The sequence below is a fragment of the bacterium genome (assembly GCA_022616075.1).
Lineage (GTDB): Bacteria > Acidobacteriota > HRBIN11 > JAKEFK01 > JAKEFK01 > JAKEFK01.
In genome coordinates, this window is record JAKEFK010000024.1 from 1 (window position 1) to 14,964 (window position 14,964).

The window sequence follows — 14,964 nt, forward strand, 5'->3', positions numbered from 1 at the left end:
CGAAATTGCGACAAAGCACTGTTGAAGGCAATGTGCAAAAAACCAAATAAGGGAGACCAAGAACACCCAAAAAATACTTGACGGAGCACCTCAGATGTCCTCACAGCGAATCCGAGCTTCCCCTGGTGCTTGATCCCGATGTAGGCCTGGCAATGAATTTCCGGTAGATTACATTGGGCAGGGCAGGCCGCAACTGTAATCTTGTGTTTGCGAGGCAGATCGGAATACTCCGGGTTTCCGTCAAGGAACTGTGCCAGCTGATGGATCACAGGACGCACATCAAACAATTCTTTACTGTCAATTCCAGCAACTGGACATCCGGTGATGTTTCGGACCACATCGCCACATCCTCCTACAGTATTGAGGCCAGCGCCCTTTAATGTTTCAAAGATATCGGGAAGATGGTCTATCCCGATGGAATGGAGTTGAATATCCTGCCTTGTTGTGATCTCACCGTAGTCTTTTCCGTAACGTTGAGACAGTAGACCGATGGTGCGGAGCTTTTGAGGTGTAAGAATACCGTTTGGAATCTTAACTCGCATCATGAATTCGCCCAATTTGGGTTTATCATGATAGAGGCCGTACCATTGGAGTCGAACGATATCTTCTTCTGCCATGGATTCATAACCACGTTGGATCAGCATCGGCAAATCGCTCAAGATCTCGAGTGGCGGCTTCTCTTTTTTTAGTCTCTCGCGAGAATTTTTCTTGAGCACTTGTTCCAGTGTCAGATCTTCATCTGCCAATTTCACTCCAAAAACTTTCGCCCAAAATAAAAAACCCGCTTCCTCTTCAGGGAGGACAGCGGGTTAAGAATTTCAGATTTTTAAGGGATTGCTAGAACCGGCGCGTGTGCCGTCTAACGGATTTCAAAACCTGCTGCCCTGCCCCTACGAAAGGGGCGGATACAGCAGCAATGTGTTTTGAAATCTTTTGTATTCATGAAGACAATTTGAACCTAAGTCAATTGTCCTGAATTGTCAAGCCGTTAGCGATGAATACTTATCATGGATAAGATGAACGAACTTGTGTTTACGGCGATTTATAAATAACGCCGCCTTTTCGGACATGAAGGGCCTTGTAACTATGCGCCCGAAAGTGGGTCAATTTTCAACGCCCCTTGACAGAACACATTCAGGATACGCGGCAAAGTCCAGCCGAAAAGCTGACAACTCCAGTAGATTTTGAGCCTGCATCATTGGGAAATGTTCTTTTCAAGCTGCATCCAGAAGGGAAGCCAGAAATGGAATAAAGGAGGTGGAGCTGCTGCGGCAATCTCGCCTGTCAATTTGTTATCCATGAGCCACAATCGAAAACGCGTGCGGTGATTGTGATTTGCTGTATCGGGATTCCGGATCGTTGCATCGGAGCGTCCGGATACTCGACCTTCGATCCAGGTTAGATCGGTTACCGGATGTTCCGCATCATCACCGATTTTTAACCTCGCTGCGCTCTGATCGATCTGCAGCAGGACCGGAATTGTTTTTTCCCATGTCACGATTTTCCCACTCCACCTTCCCTGCAAACCTTCAGGCGCATGGAAGGGAAGTTCAGGAGGTCTGGGTTTTCGCGTCGGATCGAGCACGCGGCGCGCAGGATAATCTTCAATCAACACATCGAGCACCGAGTCGGCGAGTGAATACGTCAAATCCTGTCGACTGTTCGATAGAACAGCAATCACGATTCTTTGCTTCGGTGCAATTCTCAGAATGGTGGAAACACCCGGGGATCCACCTTCATGTCCATACCACAGGTGTCCGAATTTCGATTCCTCTCTACCTCCCCAACCCAACCCGTAAAACCAATCCAAGCCCCAGAATCCGGAGGCAGAGCCGGAAGACTTTTTCTCCTGGATCATCCGGTCAATGTTTTCTTTACTCAGAATCTGGCGCTGATCTTTTACCTGCTCTTTCAGGTGAAACATCCCGAACCGCACGAGATCGTGAGCTGTGGAATAGATTGTCCCCGATCCGCGAGAATCAAAATCATAATCTGGGATGAGGGTCTCTCCAGGCCCGAATCTTTTTGCGACGTTTCGATCCGCAGGACCAACCGAAGTCTGATAAAGCCCGAGCGGCTGGAAGAGCTCCTGTTGCATGAATCTGCTAAAGGATTGCCCGGATACGTCTTCGATGACCCGTTCGAGAATTCCGTACCCGAGGTTGGAGTAATCGTGTTGTTCGTCCGGTTGGCGCACGACAATTGCGTAGCGTTGGACTGTCTCATCCAGGGAAGGGCGTCTTGTTTCATCGTTCGCAAAATAGTAGCGATTCTGTTCTGCGAGCCCTGCCCTGTGCTGCAAAATCAGTTGCAACGTGGCATCCTTTGCATCGGCCGCATGTCCTGTAATTTTTGCGTTCTTTAAATAGTTGTTGGCCGGACGATTCAAATCGACCAGACCATTCTGGACCAGTAGCATCAGACCTGTTGCTGTAAGGGGTTTTGATACGGACGCGATCGGATATGTTGTGGCGGGAGTTGCCTTCCTCCTGCTGGAGATGTCAGAGAATCCAAATGCCTCCTGCCAGAGGATTACTCCTTTCATCGCAACAGCGATCGAAACGGAAACCGGCGTGCCTGTTTTCACGGATTGCAGTATCTGGGTGCGTATCGGCTCCAATCGCGAATCCTGTAAGGGGAGCGTTGTCGCTTCCCTGGTCGATGAAATTGTGATCTGTGTGAGCAGGGCAACCAGCAGGCTAAAGGTAAGCAAGGCGAAGAGAGCGCGCGGTTCGCGGGTGCTCATGGTGCAAGCTTAAAATCAACGGAACTGGCTGTCCAGTGAGTTATTTTCAGCATTTGGATGAGAGAATCTAATTTAGAATTTTTTCGGTCACGACTTCTCCTATCAAACCGATTCGGTAAAGCAAACGGTGACCCCCACTGATTTGCCAAACTCCGATCATATAAGACATAACCGCATGAGCTCATGACGTTAATGAAAAAGATTAATTGGTTTCTGTCCAGTAGGAATCATTAGAATAAGCAAATGAAATTACAGGTTATGAAAGTTCAGGAAGAGAATTTGAGATGAAACTGGTTGAATTACGCGAACGTTACGCAATTGATAACCTCATGGTTGTAGAGGGTCCGGTACCGGAAGTACGTGCGGGCGAAGTGTTGATACAAATCAACGCATGTTCCCTGAATTATCGAGATTTGCTGATTGTGAGGGGTTATGGACGTTGGAAAAAAACCTTGCCGTTCGTGCCACTGTCTGATGCGGCTGGAGAAGTTGTGGAGGTTGGACCTGGAGTTTCAAGAGTTGCAATTGGTGACAGTGTTGCTGCGATATTCGTTCCGGCGTGGTTAGATGGAGATCTTTCGGAGGAAAATGATGGGCCTGCCATGGGGGAAATGCTCCCAATACAGGGTTCTTCCAGAGGAAGTGCTGGTTCGAGTCCCGGAGCACCTGAATGATACGGAAGCGGCAACGCTGCCGTGCGCGGCCGTAACGGCATGGAACGCCTTGTCCGGAGAAGGTTCGCCGAAGCCCGGGGAGACGGTAGTTGTACTGGGTTCCGGGGGAGTATCGTTGTTTTCGCTTCAATTTGCTCGCCTCAAAAAAGCGCGTGTTATTGCATGCTCCCGGAGCGAAGCCAAGATAACCCAACTTTTAAAACTGGGTGCAGATCACGCAATCAACTCTGGAGTTTCACCTGGATGGCCTGAAGTTGTGATGCAATTAACGGAGGGCCGCGGGGCCGATTACATTATAGATGTTGTTGGCAGGCTCGCGGATTCCGTTCATGCACTCCGGTTCGGAGGTCTCATTAGCGTCATCGGAATGCTCGATCGATTTTCGACTGAAATCGATCCGGCTGTAATAATGGCAAAAAAGGCGCGTCTCCGCGGGCTCCAGGTTGGCTCAAGGGAAATGTTCGAAGCCATGAATCGCGCCCTTTTCCGCCACCGAATCCGTCCTGTCATCGATCGCGTTTACAACCTGACAGCCGTGCAGGCCGCCTACCGCAGACTTGAAAGCGGTGATCAGTTCGGCAAAGTATGCATCCGGCTCTGGCCTGATACTAAAGAAAAAAGCGACTTTAACTAAGGAAATAGGAATCATGAGATTCGTCGGAAAAATAGCTCTCGTGACGGGGGCCGGCAAAGGAATAGGGAAGGCTACAGCTCTCAAGCTGGCATCGGAAGGATCTGATGTCGCTGTACACTATCTTCGTTCATCGGAACATGCCGAATCAGTTTGTGAGAAAATTCGTGCGCTGGGAGCTCGAGCCTTGGCGGTTCAGGCAGATATTGCCGACAGAGAAACCGTAAATAAGATGGTAGCTTGCGTCACTGCGGAGCTTGGCCCGATCCAATTGCTGGTAAACAATGCGGGGGATATAGGGGATATCGATTTCCATCAATTGCAGCCTGAGCATTGGGATCGGATTGTTGCAATAAACCTCACAGGCCCCTTCAATCTTATCTGGGCAGTGAAGGAGGGGATGCTTGCTCGACAATTCGGCAGGATCGTAAATATTTCCTCTATTGCGGCCTTAGCCGTTCGACCGAATCTTCTTCCGTACTCAGCTGCAAAAGCCGGGGTGATCTCATTGACAAAATCCTGTTGCGCTCCGTTTGCTCAAAAGAATATCAGAATCAATTCCGTCGCACCGGGCGCAATTGATACGGATATGTTGCGTGAGCTTTCCCCACAAACAGTAGAGCAATTGAAGTCCGCGACTCCGTTGGGCCGTTTGGGCGAACCGGAGGAAATCGCAAATGTTGTCGCGTTTCTTCTCAGTGAGGAATCAAGTTACATGACGGGCTCTACAATCATCGTCAGCGGTGGCAGAATGCTGATTCCGTAATCATGCCATGCTGATTATCGAGCCTTCATAGATATGGCGTCTTTCTGCTGAACCAAACCGGATTTTGGTGTCAGAGTGACGTATGGACTGCCGCGAACTTGTTCCAGTGTTAGATCATCCTCTGCCAATTTCACTCCAAAAACTTTCGCCCAAAATAAAACCCCGCCTCCTCCTCAGAGAGGACAGCGGGTTAGGAATTTCAGATTTTTAAGGGATTGCTAGAACCGGCGGCTGCGCCATCTAACGGATTTCAAAACCTGCTGCCCTGCCCCTATGATAGGGGCGAATACAGGAGCAATTTGTTTTGAAATCTTTTGTATTCATGAAGATAATTTGAACCTAAGTCAATTGTCCTGAATTGTCAAGCCGTTAGCGATCAATACTTATCATGGATAAGATGAAATTATCAAATGAGGTGACGCTCATCTAGGAAATTCTTCCTTTCAGATCCTTACAAACTCAGCGGCTCTGAGATGTTTTCTGAAAGTAATATCCACCTTCGTAGAAGCCAACTACATTTCCCATTGAATCAAAGACAAAACTAAGAATTTCGCCAGGAGAATGCGGACCGGACATTCTGAATCTGTCTTTCCCTTCAGGCGTAAGCTCGGAATCGGAGTTTGGATACTCTACCCAACTCAATATCAACTGATTGTCCTTTATAGCGAGGTCCATACTAAAAGAGAGAACCTCGGATCGATATCGGCCGATGAATTTTCCGAAATCTTTTGACGTTTGGAGGGAAACCGATTGTTGTTTAGAACGGTGGATCCGATCAAAAATCGGAATTAGCAATCCAGGACTTCTCACAAGTGTTTCGTGGCCACTCCTTTGTATCCATATTCGTTAATATTACGATTCCCAGTTTTGATTCCGGGACGAAAGCAATCATCGAATCATACCCGGGAGCGTCGCCTGCGTGACCAACTAGAGTGCGGTCGCTTTTTCGAAAAAGGGCGAACCCAATTCCGTAACCGAAACTCCAATTGCTATTCATGAACTGAGGCGTCCGCATTTCTCTCAGACTATGAGCTGATAATACTTCAGAATCGTCTTTGAACTGGCACACATTTACGCCAAAAAAACTTTGGAAGCCGGCTTTACGTCGGTTCGTGATCTTGGAGCCAGCGAACTGATCGACGTTGCCTTGAAAAAAGCGATTAACAATGGGAGGATCCCCGGTCCCCGCATGTTCGTTGCCACTCTCACCTTGGGCGCCACAGGTAGTCACGGAGATTGGGGGACCGGCTTTCCCCATACCTTCGTATGGAAGGATTGAGTAACACTGCGGATGGGGTTGAAGAGATCAGGAAAGCTATTCGACTTCAGATTAAGTACGGAGCCGATCAAATTAAATTTGCAGCCACTGGTGGGGTATTTAGTGAAGCGGGATCGGCCGAGGGTATGCAGTACTCTCCTAAGGAGATGAGAGCCATCGTGGATGAGGCGCATCTCTGGGGCAAGAGAGTTGCGGCGCACGCACACGGAACGCAAGGAATAAAAACTGCTGTGGAGGCAGGAGTCGATTCCATTGAACATGGAAGTCTTATAGATGAAGAAGGAATTGAGATGATGAAGAAACGTGGCACTTATCTCATTCCCACAATTTTTGCGGCGGATGCTGTTGAAATTTACGGTAAGGATTGGAATCTGCCTGAAAGTATCCTCGCAAGAGGGCGGTCTATCAACAAAGAAAACGTGAAAACTACAGAAAGGCAATCAAGGCGGGTGTCAAGGTTGGGTTCGGATCAGACGCCACCGTATTTCCCCACGGAATGAACGCTGTCGAATTTTCTCATCTAGTCGAAGTGGGAATGACGCCAATGCAGATAATCCAGGCCGCTACAGTTGTTAATTCAGAACTGCTCGGTAAGAGCGACGAATTAGGATCCATCGAACCAGGAAAAATATGCTGATTTCATCGCCGTTTATGGAGATCCATTGAAGAATATCGAGGCGCTCAATGATGTACGATTTGTTATGAAAGGCGGCGTTATTTATAAATCGCCGTAGACAGAAGTTCATCTTTACGAATCGAATTCTTTAACTCATTCGGAAATAAATGAGCTAAGATAGTGGTATTTTTGATGATTCCTCGTGGCGCATCATTGATTAAACGGACAAGAAATTCCCTTTTCATCTGTTTCTTTCTACTCCTTCACTTCGAAACCGGCCAGAGTCCATCTGCGGCAGCGATGAAGGATGATCCTGAAATAAAAGCTGCCCTGCAAATTGTTGACGAAATCATCACCAGACGCCATTCTGTGGCGGAAATATAGGACCTCAGCCGCAATTATTTACGGCGAGAAGGTGATATGGGCAAAGGGATATGGTTATTCCAATATTGAAGAAAAACAGCCGGCCACCCCTGATACGATTTATCGAATCGCATCTATCACTAAAGTGTTTACTGCGACAATGCTCATGCAATTGCGAGATGAAGGCAAGCTACAGCTTGATGAGTCTCTAGTGAGCCATATCCCCAATCTTAAGATTCGCAACCGATTCTCGAGTTCCGCGCTCCTTTCGTTCAGGCAGGTCGCATCACACTCTTCAGGTCTGCAGCGGGAACCACCCGATATTCAAAAATACTGGGACACTCTTATTTTTCTTCCATTGAACTCATGATGCCTTCCATTATTGAGAAGGCTGAAATGGCAACGCCACCGTTAACCTGCTTGAGCTACTCGAATCTGGCTGTCGCCTTGATGGGTCACGCCCTGGAGAGAATCGCAGGTCTGGACTATGAGACATACGTGACCGAGCGAATTACTCAACCTCTAGACATGACAGATACTTTTTTTCATCCTTCCCAGAAAGTCCAAAACAGGGTAGCAATTCCCTACACAAAGACTGCGGGAACGGTATCAAAACAGAAGCTAATCTATTCGAGTCTGGGAGGTCTACAGCCCGCGGGAGGACTCTTTTCAACGGTAACGGATCTGGGAAGATTCATTTCACTCCACAAGAATTGCGCGATCGATTGGAGACATCCTGAACAATTCGGCTTCGTAGTTCTCAGCCTGTTCTGTGATATGCGTGTGGGCATCTATCAAGCCGGGCAGCACAGTTAATTGGGATAGATCAATTCTTCGTGCACTAACCGGAACCTGAACATGATCCGCCGTACCAACTGCTTCAATCGGTTCCCCTTTTACTAAAATCAGCTGATTATCAATCACTTTTCCAGTTTTGACGTCAATCATCCTACCGGCCTGGAGAACGGAATAACTAACTTCTTCTGCTTGCAAGTTTGCGAAAAGGGTGGCGAAAAGTGAAAAAACCACGATGAAGAATTGGAGTAATTTCACAGTCTGTCCTCCTGTCCTTTTCTAGACTATCCGGAAGCATTGCTGATGGTATTGGACAAAAAAGATTGATTGGACAAAAAGCACAATCGGTGTAAGGGAAGCAATGACCACTTCAACCGGGTCCGAAGCCCAGAGGCGAAACATTCAAGGCCGGTTCAGGCCCCGGCCCAAGGTGGCGCTCGAACCAGTCTAGCACCCGCTGCAGGACGTCCACCTGATGGGCTCGCTCGCTGATGCCATGCGGCTCGCGTGGGTAGACGACCATCTCGGTCTCTGTACCGACGAGCCTCAGAGCATGATAAAACTCCCACCCTTGGCCTACAGGAGCCAAGTCGTCCGCTTCGCCGTGCAAGACGAGAGTAGGCGTACGGCAGTTTTTGACATGCGCCAGCGGGGAGCGGTTCCAATAGGCATCGGGTCGATCGATGTGAGTACCGAGGAAGTAGGGCGAGAAGAACGACGGTGTAAACGTGCCGCTCCCATTGGAGCTCGCCAAATTCGACAGTCCGGCGCTCATGACGGCTGCCTTGAAGCGGTTGGTTTGAGTAACCGCCCAGGCGGTCATGTAGCCTCCGTACGACCCGCCCCCGATCCCGAGCCGGTGCGGATCGGCGATCTTCTGATCGATCAAATGGTCCAGGCCGTCCATGATGTCCGTGAAGTCTCCGCCTCCCCAGTCGTCGCGGTTCGCCTCGGCGAATCTCCAGCCCTGGCCGCTTGATCCACGAGGATTCGGCAGCAGAACCACGAAGCCGTGAGACGCCAGGAGTTGGCCCCATTCCCACGCTGAGCCATGCCAACCTGCCCACCATGCCCACTCCGGCCCGCCGTGCACTTGCACGACTGTCGGCTGCGGGTTTCCCTTTCGGAAACCCGGCGGGGTGATCAGCACACCATGGATTATACGGCCGTCCTGGCTGCTCTTCCACGATATTTCCTCACTCTCACCGAGCCGCCAGGAGGCGGCCTGCGGATGGAGAGAGGTAAGACGGCGACCGGGCTCGCCGATACGCAGCACCCACACATCATCGGGCGACTGGCCCGTACCGCTGACGTACGCCAGCACACGGGAATCGGCGCTCGCGCTGAATCTGCGGCCAGGCCACAGGAAGGTCTGAGCCTCGCCTAGCACCTGTACCGCTTCCGTCGAGACCTTCACGCGCAATAGGCGCGTCCGCGCAGCCTCGAAGCTCTGGAATAGCAGATGCTCAGAATCCGAATCCCATTCTGCGCCCCAGTCTCCCGTCCAGAGCGAGCCCGGGTAGTCGTCCAGCAGATAGCGCGGCCGACCGCCGGCGGCGGGAACCAAAGCCACCCGGATGGAAATGTTGGCGGGAGATGGGGTCGAGAAAGCGATGGTGTGTCCATCCGGCGACCAGCGGACTATCTGTTCCGAATAGGCAATCGCTTCGCTCAGGGTGCGCGCCACTTGGCCCCCCTGCCTTCGGATCACAACCAGTCTGGAGGGCTGATAGTGGACGTCTTCCATGCGAGGCGTCTTTGCGGTCACGATTGCGATCTCCTCTCCACCGGGCGACCAGTCAAAATCGCTGATCTCGAGACGCTGTGGTGATACCGGTTCGGCATGACCGTCGACCAAACGCACGACGTACAGTCGCGAGTACCTGTAATTATGGTCAGCGTACCGTGCATCGTCGCCATCCTTTGATTTTTTCACCTCTTCTTCGGAGGGAGCTTCGCGCAGCGTAAAGGCGATCATCGAGCCGTCTGGTGACCAGCGAAATCGCAGTACCTCTCCCCGGAGCGCGGTGACCGGCTCGGCCTCACCACCGTCCAGACGCAGCAGCCAGAGCTGGGCCCCGGCTCCGCTCAGTGCCCCCTGTGGACACGGGCGATCGGAGAGGAAGGCGAGCCGCCTGCCTTCTGGGGACCAGCGAGGCGTGGTGTCGTTGGCTAGATGCGACGTCAACCTGCGAGCCGGTGCGTTGCCGTCGGTTGGGACGATCCAGATATCGGCCTTGGGGAGCGGATCAGGGCGTGCCGAATCGACCGCCTCACGTACCACGAAGGCGATCCGCAAGCCGTCTGGTGAGACTTGGGCGTCGCTGACCTCGCGGATGGCGACCAGATCCTCGGGGGTTACAGAGCGCTTCGCCTCGCTGATGGTGTCCGAAGACGCTGATGTAAAGCCTGCTTCCAAAGTTCTTTGGCGTATGTGTGTGCAAAAATTGCGCGATCGATTGGAGACATTCTGAACATTTCGGTTTTCGTAGTTCCCCGCCTGGTCTGTTTGTCCGTTTGCGAAAAGGGTGGCGAAAAGTGAAAAAACCACGATGAAGAATTGGAGTAATTTCACTGTCTGTCCTCCTGTCCTCTTCTAGACTATCTGAAGCGGGGTTGATGGTATTGGACAAAGAAGATTGCTTGGACAAAAAGCACAATCGGTGTTCGACCGCAGGAGCTACCACTTACGAACAAAGAGTGCGATATTGCGCCGGCGTCAGTCCTGTCATGCGCTTGAAGACTCTACAAAAATGGCTTTGATCATAGAAACCGACATCAGCGGCGATCTTAGCCAGAGATGGGTTGATGCGCGAAGAGAGAAGTTCGCAGGCAGCTTGAATGCGACGCTTCCGTAAATAAGCGCCTATCGAGTGGCCGTAAACTTTCCGAAACGATCGCGAGAGCCGCGTAGAGTTTACACCAGATCGGCGCGACAGTTCCTCGAGTTTGAGCGGACTTGCATAATTTGAATCAATGATCTCTTTTGTCATAACAAGCCATGGCTGAAGCGTCGATGTCTTCATGCAGAAGGTCTCTCGAGAAACTTGTCCAAGCATCTCAAGAATGATCCCCTCTATGATTAACGGATGGGTTTTCCCTCCGTATCGTAATTCCTGTACTAGATTCGCGGCAAGCCAGGACAGACGACCACCGCGAAAAATAATCGATTCTCCAGTTTTTTGTAGAAGCTCAGCGAGGCAATGTGCCCATTGTTCACCAACTTCCACATGCAAGACGCGAGCTCCCCTGGAAGAAATCCGGTGGGAGTGTTCTTCGCTGGAAGGATGAAATCCAACCGTCCATGGGTTCCATTTAATGTTTTTGCGCCCATAAGTATCGACGAATGCACCTTTCAACAGTATCCCAATGGAAACGCAGGAATGAGAGTGAAGGGGTATCACCAAATCCGGAGGATAAAAGTATTCGATCAATCGAAATCCGGTAAGCTGTCTATCGTCCAAGGTTTCTCGTTTATTATCGCATCCTGAACTCATATTTTGGCAGGATAAACTGATAAGAATGATTATATCCTTTCATTTTCCAACAGACAGAATAAATGTTCTCTCTGTGTTTTGCATAACCTCGGAGATGGATCGTTCGCTGACCAAATACATTTTTCCTCTGAGAATTCTGATGCAGGTAGCTTTTCTATGGTTTGTTTGTTTGCCAACCCGGGAAAACGGCTGCTCGATCCCACCAGGTACTTTCGGGAAAATCAGTCGAAAGCTGTTTCCAATGTTCCTTTAAGATTTCGCGATTCCTTCCAGCTATTCGGTATGCTGCGATTCCCTTCCAAAATAACGCTTCAGGAGTAACCGTCAAATTCTTTGTTGAGCAGTTGCGTCACCCGTTCGTTCGGATACGTCACGGCATCCATTTTCCCGCAACCCAGTCAACCGGGAACGTAGAAATCGATAAAAAGCGCCTTTTGTTTTTCTTGCGCCTTTCTTTGCGCTTCTTCAATGTTGGAACACCATAAGATGTCCGGCATGTTTGCTCCTTCTTTCTGAACCAGAATAGATTCTTCAAGATCATTGGTCGAATTAATTGTTTTCAGCATGTCGATGAGACATTGTCATGAGAAAAGGGAGAAGTCACGCATGATGGCTTCTCATGCAAATCTTGAATAAAACTAATTGGACAGGGACTCCTCTCCGATTCTACAATCGTCGGCCACCACATTCTACAATAGCTAAGAGTTTAAGGAGGATGGTTTAAATGAAATGGATAACAAGGGAAAAAGTAAAAGTTGATCGTGTTGCTTGTCCGTGGTTAATTCAGAGATTTCTCGATCCGCAGGCCGAGTTTCTCTTTGTTAAACCGAATCGAGTGATGCTCATTGCTGAAAAAGAAAATGCAATTCCATTTGATATTCCAGGCGCGGAGCTGGGCCATCATGAGGGCAGATGTTCTTTTGAGGCCTTTCTAAGACATTACAAGTTAGAGGATTCTGCGCTCCATCGGCTAGCGAGAATTGTTCATGGAGCTGATGTGAAAGACGATCTCTATCGATGCGCCGAAGCGCCCGGTTTGAAAGCAATTGCCCACGGATTTAGCCTACTTGGGTTGAATGATGAAGATATTCTTGCAAAGGAGTTCATCGTTTATGATGCTTTGTATGAATACTGCCGCAATACACCGGCAGAAACAGGAAACACGTAGTAGTATTCTCCGGATCTGCCCCAATCAGCGCACCCGCGCTTGAGGATAATAACCAAGGCTCTCACCGGTCAATACTGGCTGCTCTGCACGGAAGTTGATCCGTTCACGTTAGCTGCGGCAATGCGTCGCGAAATCCACGCTGTTGAGCGAGATGTTCCATCTTCCAACATCCGAACGTGACAGGTTCTGATTTGAGCTTTCCAGCACAAAATTTCAGATAACGAGCTTGAGTCCTTTTGAGGAACGGAACGGGATCGCGGTCTCCGAAAGCAATCGCGCGAATTCGCGATAATATGTGGGCGCGGACTTGGAATTCAGTGTGACAGCGTGCCACTGGCGATGGACTCCGTTTTTTGTAAGCCGGACACCAATGAGCTGACGCGATTTTAAATACGATGCAACAGCCCATCTGGCCATCACAGCGATTCCCATCCCTGCTCTGACCATTTCCACGATTGCCTCCGTTAATGCCACTTTATAGGTTCTCTTTGGCCTGATGCCGGCTGGTCGCAAGAACCTACGAAAGACGAGGCTCTCTTCCGCTGGAATTGCGTACACGATCAAACTCTGATCGGCAAAATCTCGCGGTAGGATGTAGCGATGTGTAGCCAAAACGTTGTCCGGTTTCATGATTACCAGAAGCTCGTCTTCAAACAGTGGAAAACAGGAAAGATTCTTTGTCTGAACTTTCGTGTTCATAATTGCAAGATCCAGCTTCCCCGCAAGTAAGAATTCCAACGGTCGATAAGTTGCTTCCAAAACGATCTCCACCTCAACTCCTGGAAATTTCTCTTGCATCGCTTTGAGCAAGGAAGGCAGCCATTGATAACATGTATTACACTGCGTGCTGATCCGTAAAATTCCTTGTTCACCGTTGGCGAGCTTGCGGATGTTGTTTTCGGTGAGCTCTAATTCTTCTAACACGCGGCGGGCGGAATTTAGTAACTGCTCTCCCGCTTCAGTAAGAATCATTTTGCGATTGATGCGCAAGAAGAGGGACGTGCTAAGGCGGTCTTCAATTCCCCTGAGTTGATGGCTCAATGCCGGTTGTGTGACATGCAACCTGTGGGAAGCCTTTGTCATGCTGCCTTCATCCGCAATTGCTTCGATCAATTTCAGATGACGAATTTCTAAATTCATGTTACCAGGCAAGGAAAATAATATTATATCAGATAATGTATATTAGATAATCCATAATAATTTCTAATAGACTTGATGAGGATAAAGAATTGGACGGAAAGAAAGATGAGATAAATACTGTTTCGCAACGATGACCGAAGGAGAATCTAGTTGATGCACAAGCTCGCGTGGGCTACGGCCGTACTCTTTCTTTTTCTTCAAGCGAGAATTTTCGGTGAAGGGGGATACGCTGGAGCGCGTCGCATCCGTGCCCCGGGAAAAGTGGGAAGGAATCGAGACACGATATGATGCCGTACTCACGGAAAAAGGGCACTGGCTGCGCTCCATAGTGACGCGGCCATTAAACCGTACCGGAAAGATCCCGGGCATCCTCGTTGTAGGATGGTTGAGTTGTGACACAGTTGAAATCGGTGCAGCGCCGCGCGGCGGTTTTGCAAAGTTGATGCATGGGCTTCTCACAAAATCAGGATACGCGATGATGCGGATCGACAAACCGGGAATTGGAGATAGCGGAGGCCCTTCTTGTAATACATGCGATTTCGAAACAGAGCTTGCCGGCTACAAAGCGGCGCTGCGGGTGTTTAAGAAATATGACTTCATTGATCCTGAAAGGATTGTTCTTTTAGGCTTGAGTAATGGGGGAGGCTTTGCGCCGCTTGTTGCTGAAAAAGAAAAAATCGCCGCTTACATCGTATCGGGAGGGTGGTCCAAAACCTGGCTCGAACACATGCTCGAGATCGAGCACCGCAGACTGGGTCTGGAAGGGAGATCTTCCGGAGAGATTTCGCGCGAAATGCAGCGTTTCGCAGAGTTCTACACATACTATCTGATCCATAAAATGACTCCCCGGCAGATCACCACAAAATATTCACATCTTGCCAATCTGTGGTACGACGAACCGGAACATAAATACGGACGACCGGCGGTTTTCTTTCAACAGTTACAGGCATTGAATCTCGCTGCGGCATGGGAACAGGTGAGGGTCCCGGTCCTTGTTATTTACGGTGAATATGACTGGATCATGAGCCGGTCGGACCATGAATGGATCGCGGAAATCGTAAATCGAAATGCTCCGGGACGCGCCCGCTACGTTGAGATTCCAAAGATGGACCACGGCTTTACAATTCAGGAGAACATCCAGGAAAGCTTTCGGAATTTCGGTGGCGGAAGATTCGATGAATCGCTCGTAACTTTGATTCAGGATTGGCTTCGCCAGACAGTGAAATAAGAAAAAAGCATTCTCCTTACCACAACCACAACCCGGCTATTTATAAATATTCCTCATGTTG

14 protein-coding genes and 1 pseudogene are annotated in these 14,964 nt (G+C 49.6%); 8 read left to right on the top strand and 7 right to left on the bottom strand.

The window, feature by feature from the left end; translation table 11 throughout:
• Together L0156_02020 and L0156_02025 are read right to left on the bottom strand one after the other, a co-directional pair.
• On the bottom strand, positions 1-752 hold a 752-nt coding region (locus tag L0156_02020), incomplete at its 3' end, for a hypothetical protein (protein MCI0601766.1).
• Positions 753-1,195: 443 nt separating this feature from the next.
• The gene (locus L0156_02025; GenBank protein ID MCI0601767.1) at positions 1,196-2,746 is read right to left on the bottom strand and encodes a beta-lactamase family protein; all 1,551 of its coding nucleotides are present in this window, start codon (positions 2,744-2,746) and stop codon (positions 1,196-1,198) included.
• 284 nt (positions 2,747-3,030) lie between these two features.
• Here L0156_02025 and L0156_02030 point away from each other — a divergent pair, with 284 nt between their 5' ends.
• From L0156_02030 to fabG, 3 genes are read left to right on the top strand one after another with little or no spacing between them, the layout of a single operon-like run.
• Positions 3,031-3,420 (top strand): alcohol dehydrogenase catalytic domain-containing protein, encoded by a 390-nt coding sequence (locus L0156_02030; GenBank protein MCI0601768.1) that lies wholly within the window; start codon positions 3,031-3,033, stop codon positions 3,418-3,420.
• Positions 3,389-4,054 carry an NAD(P)-dependent alcohol dehydrogenase gene (locus L0156_02035; GenBank protein ID MCI0601769.1) on the top strand — a complete coding sequence of 222 codons (666 nt, stop codon included), beginning with the start codon at positions 3,389-3,391 and terminating at the stop codon, positions 4,052-4,054. The genes L0156_02030 and L0156_02035 overlap by 32 nt, the downstream gene beginning before the upstream one ends.
• A 13-nt stretch (positions 4,055-4,067) precedes the next feature.
• Positions 4,068-4,817, top strand: a complete 750-nt coding sequence (fabG, locus tag L0156_02040) for a 3-oxoacyl-ACP reductase FabG (GenBank protein MCI0601770.1) — start codon at positions 4,068-4,070, stop codon at positions 4,815-4,817.
• A gap of 775 nt (positions 4,818-5,592) precedes the next feature.
• Here the strand turns inward: fabG and L0156_02045 are convergent.
• Positions 5,593-5,814 carry a serine hydrolase gene (locus L0156_02045; protein MCI0601771.1) on the bottom strand — a complete coding sequence of 74 codons (222 nt, stop codon included), beginning with the start codon at positions 5,812-5,814 and terminating at the stop codon, positions 5,593-5,595.
• A gap of 278 nt (positions 5,815-6,092) precedes the next feature.
• Between L0156_02045 and L0156_02050 the strand changes: the two genes are divergently transcribed.
• The 3 genes and pseudogenes from L0156_02050 (at position 6,093) to L0156_02060 (ending at position 7,891) form a co-directional block, all read left to right on the top strand.
• A complete protein-coding gene (locus L0156_02050; GenBank protein MCI0601772.1) occupies positions 6,093-6,596 on the top strand; it encodes an amidohydrolase family protein in 504 nt (167 codons plus the stop codon).
• Positions 6,597-6,892: 296 nt separating this feature from the next.
• A complete protein-coding gene (locus L0156_02055) occupies positions 6,893-7,096 on the top strand; it encodes a hypothetical protein (protein MCI0601773.1) in 204 nt (67 codons plus the stop codon).
• 31 nt (positions 7,097-7,127) lie between these two features.
• Positions 7,128-7,891 (top strand): annotated as a pseudogene (locus tag L0156_02060) (beta-lactamase family protein).
• 349 nt (positions 7,892-8,240) lie between these two features.
• Here the strand turns inward: L0156_02060 and L0156_02065 are convergent.
• From L0156_02065 to L0156_02075, 3 genes are all read right to left on the bottom strand, one after another.
• Positions 8,241-10,445 (bottom strand): S9 family peptidase, encoded by a 2,205-nt coding sequence (locus tag L0156_02065; GenBank protein ID MCI0601774.1) that lies wholly within the window; start codon positions 10,443-10,445, stop codon positions 8,241-8,243.
• A 112-nt stretch (positions 10,446-10,557) separates the two neighbouring features.
• Positions 10,558-11,334, bottom strand: coding sequence for an AraC family transcriptional regulator (locus tag L0156_02070; GenBank protein MCI0601775.1), 777 nt, complete (start codon positions 11,332-11,334; stop codon positions 10,558-10,560).
• Positions 11,335-11,765: 431 nt separating this feature from the next.
• Entirely contained in the window at positions 11,766-11,933 is a 168-nt protein-coding gene (locus tag L0156_02075) for a hypothetical protein (protein MCI0601776.1), read from the bottom strand.
• A gap of 158 nt (positions 11,934-12,091) precedes the next feature.
• On the opposite strand from L0156_02075, the gene L0156_02080 reads away from it, so the two are divergent.
• The gene (locus L0156_02080) at positions 12,092-12,535 is read left to right on the top strand and encodes a chromate resistance protein (protein MCI0601777.1); all 444 of its coding nucleotides are present in this window, start codon (positions 12,092-12,094) and stop codon (positions 12,533-12,535) included.
• 213 nt (positions 12,536-12,748) lie between these two features.
• On the opposite strand, the gene L0156_02085 is transcribed toward L0156_02080, so the two are convergent.
• Positions 12,749-13,675, bottom strand: coding sequence for a LysR substrate-binding domain-containing protein (locus tag L0156_02085; protein MCI0601778.1), 927 nt, complete (start codon positions 13,673-13,675; stop codon positions 12,749-12,751).
• Between the two features lie 214 nt (positions 13,676-13,889).
• On the opposite strand from L0156_02085, the gene L0156_02090 reads away from it, so the two are divergent.
• Positions 13,890-14,903 (top strand): alpha/beta hydrolase, encoded by a 1,014-nt coding sequence (locus L0156_02090; GenBank protein MCI0601779.1) that lies wholly within the window; start codon positions 13,890-13,892, stop codon positions 14,901-14,903.
• The last annotated feature ends 61 nt before the right edge of the window (positions 14,904-14,964 follow it).

Excerpts from the sequence above, each read along its gene's own strand:
- L0156_02025 (MCI0601767.1), bottom strand. The coding sequence starts at position 2,746 with ATGAGCACCCGCGAACCGCGCGCTCTCTTCGCCTTGCTTACCTTTAGC.
- L0156_02075 (MCI0601776.1), bottom strand. The coding sequence starts at position 11,933 with ATGCTGAAAACAATTAATTCGACCAATGATCTTGAAGAATCTATTCTG.
- L0156_02045 (MCI0601771.1), bottom strand. The coding sequence starts at position 5,814 with ATGAATAGCAATTGGAGTTTCGGTTACGGAATTGGGTTCGCCCTTTTT.
- L0156_02085 (MCI0601778.1), bottom strand. The coding sequence starts at position 13,675 with ATGAATTTAGAAATTCGTCATCTGAAATTGATCGAAGCAATTGCGGAT.
- L0156_02030 (MCI0601768.1), top strand. The coding sequence starts at position 3,031 with ATGAAACTGGTTGAATTACGCGAACGTTACGCAATTGATAACCTCATG.
- fabG (MCI0601770.1), top strand. The coding sequence starts at position 4,068 with ATGAGATTCGTCGGAAAAATAGCTCTCGTGACGGGGGCCGGCAAAGGA.
- L0156_02080 (MCI0601777.1), top strand. The coding sequence starts at position 12,092 with ATGAAATGGATAACAAGGGAAAAAGTAAAAGTTGATCGTGTTGCTTGT.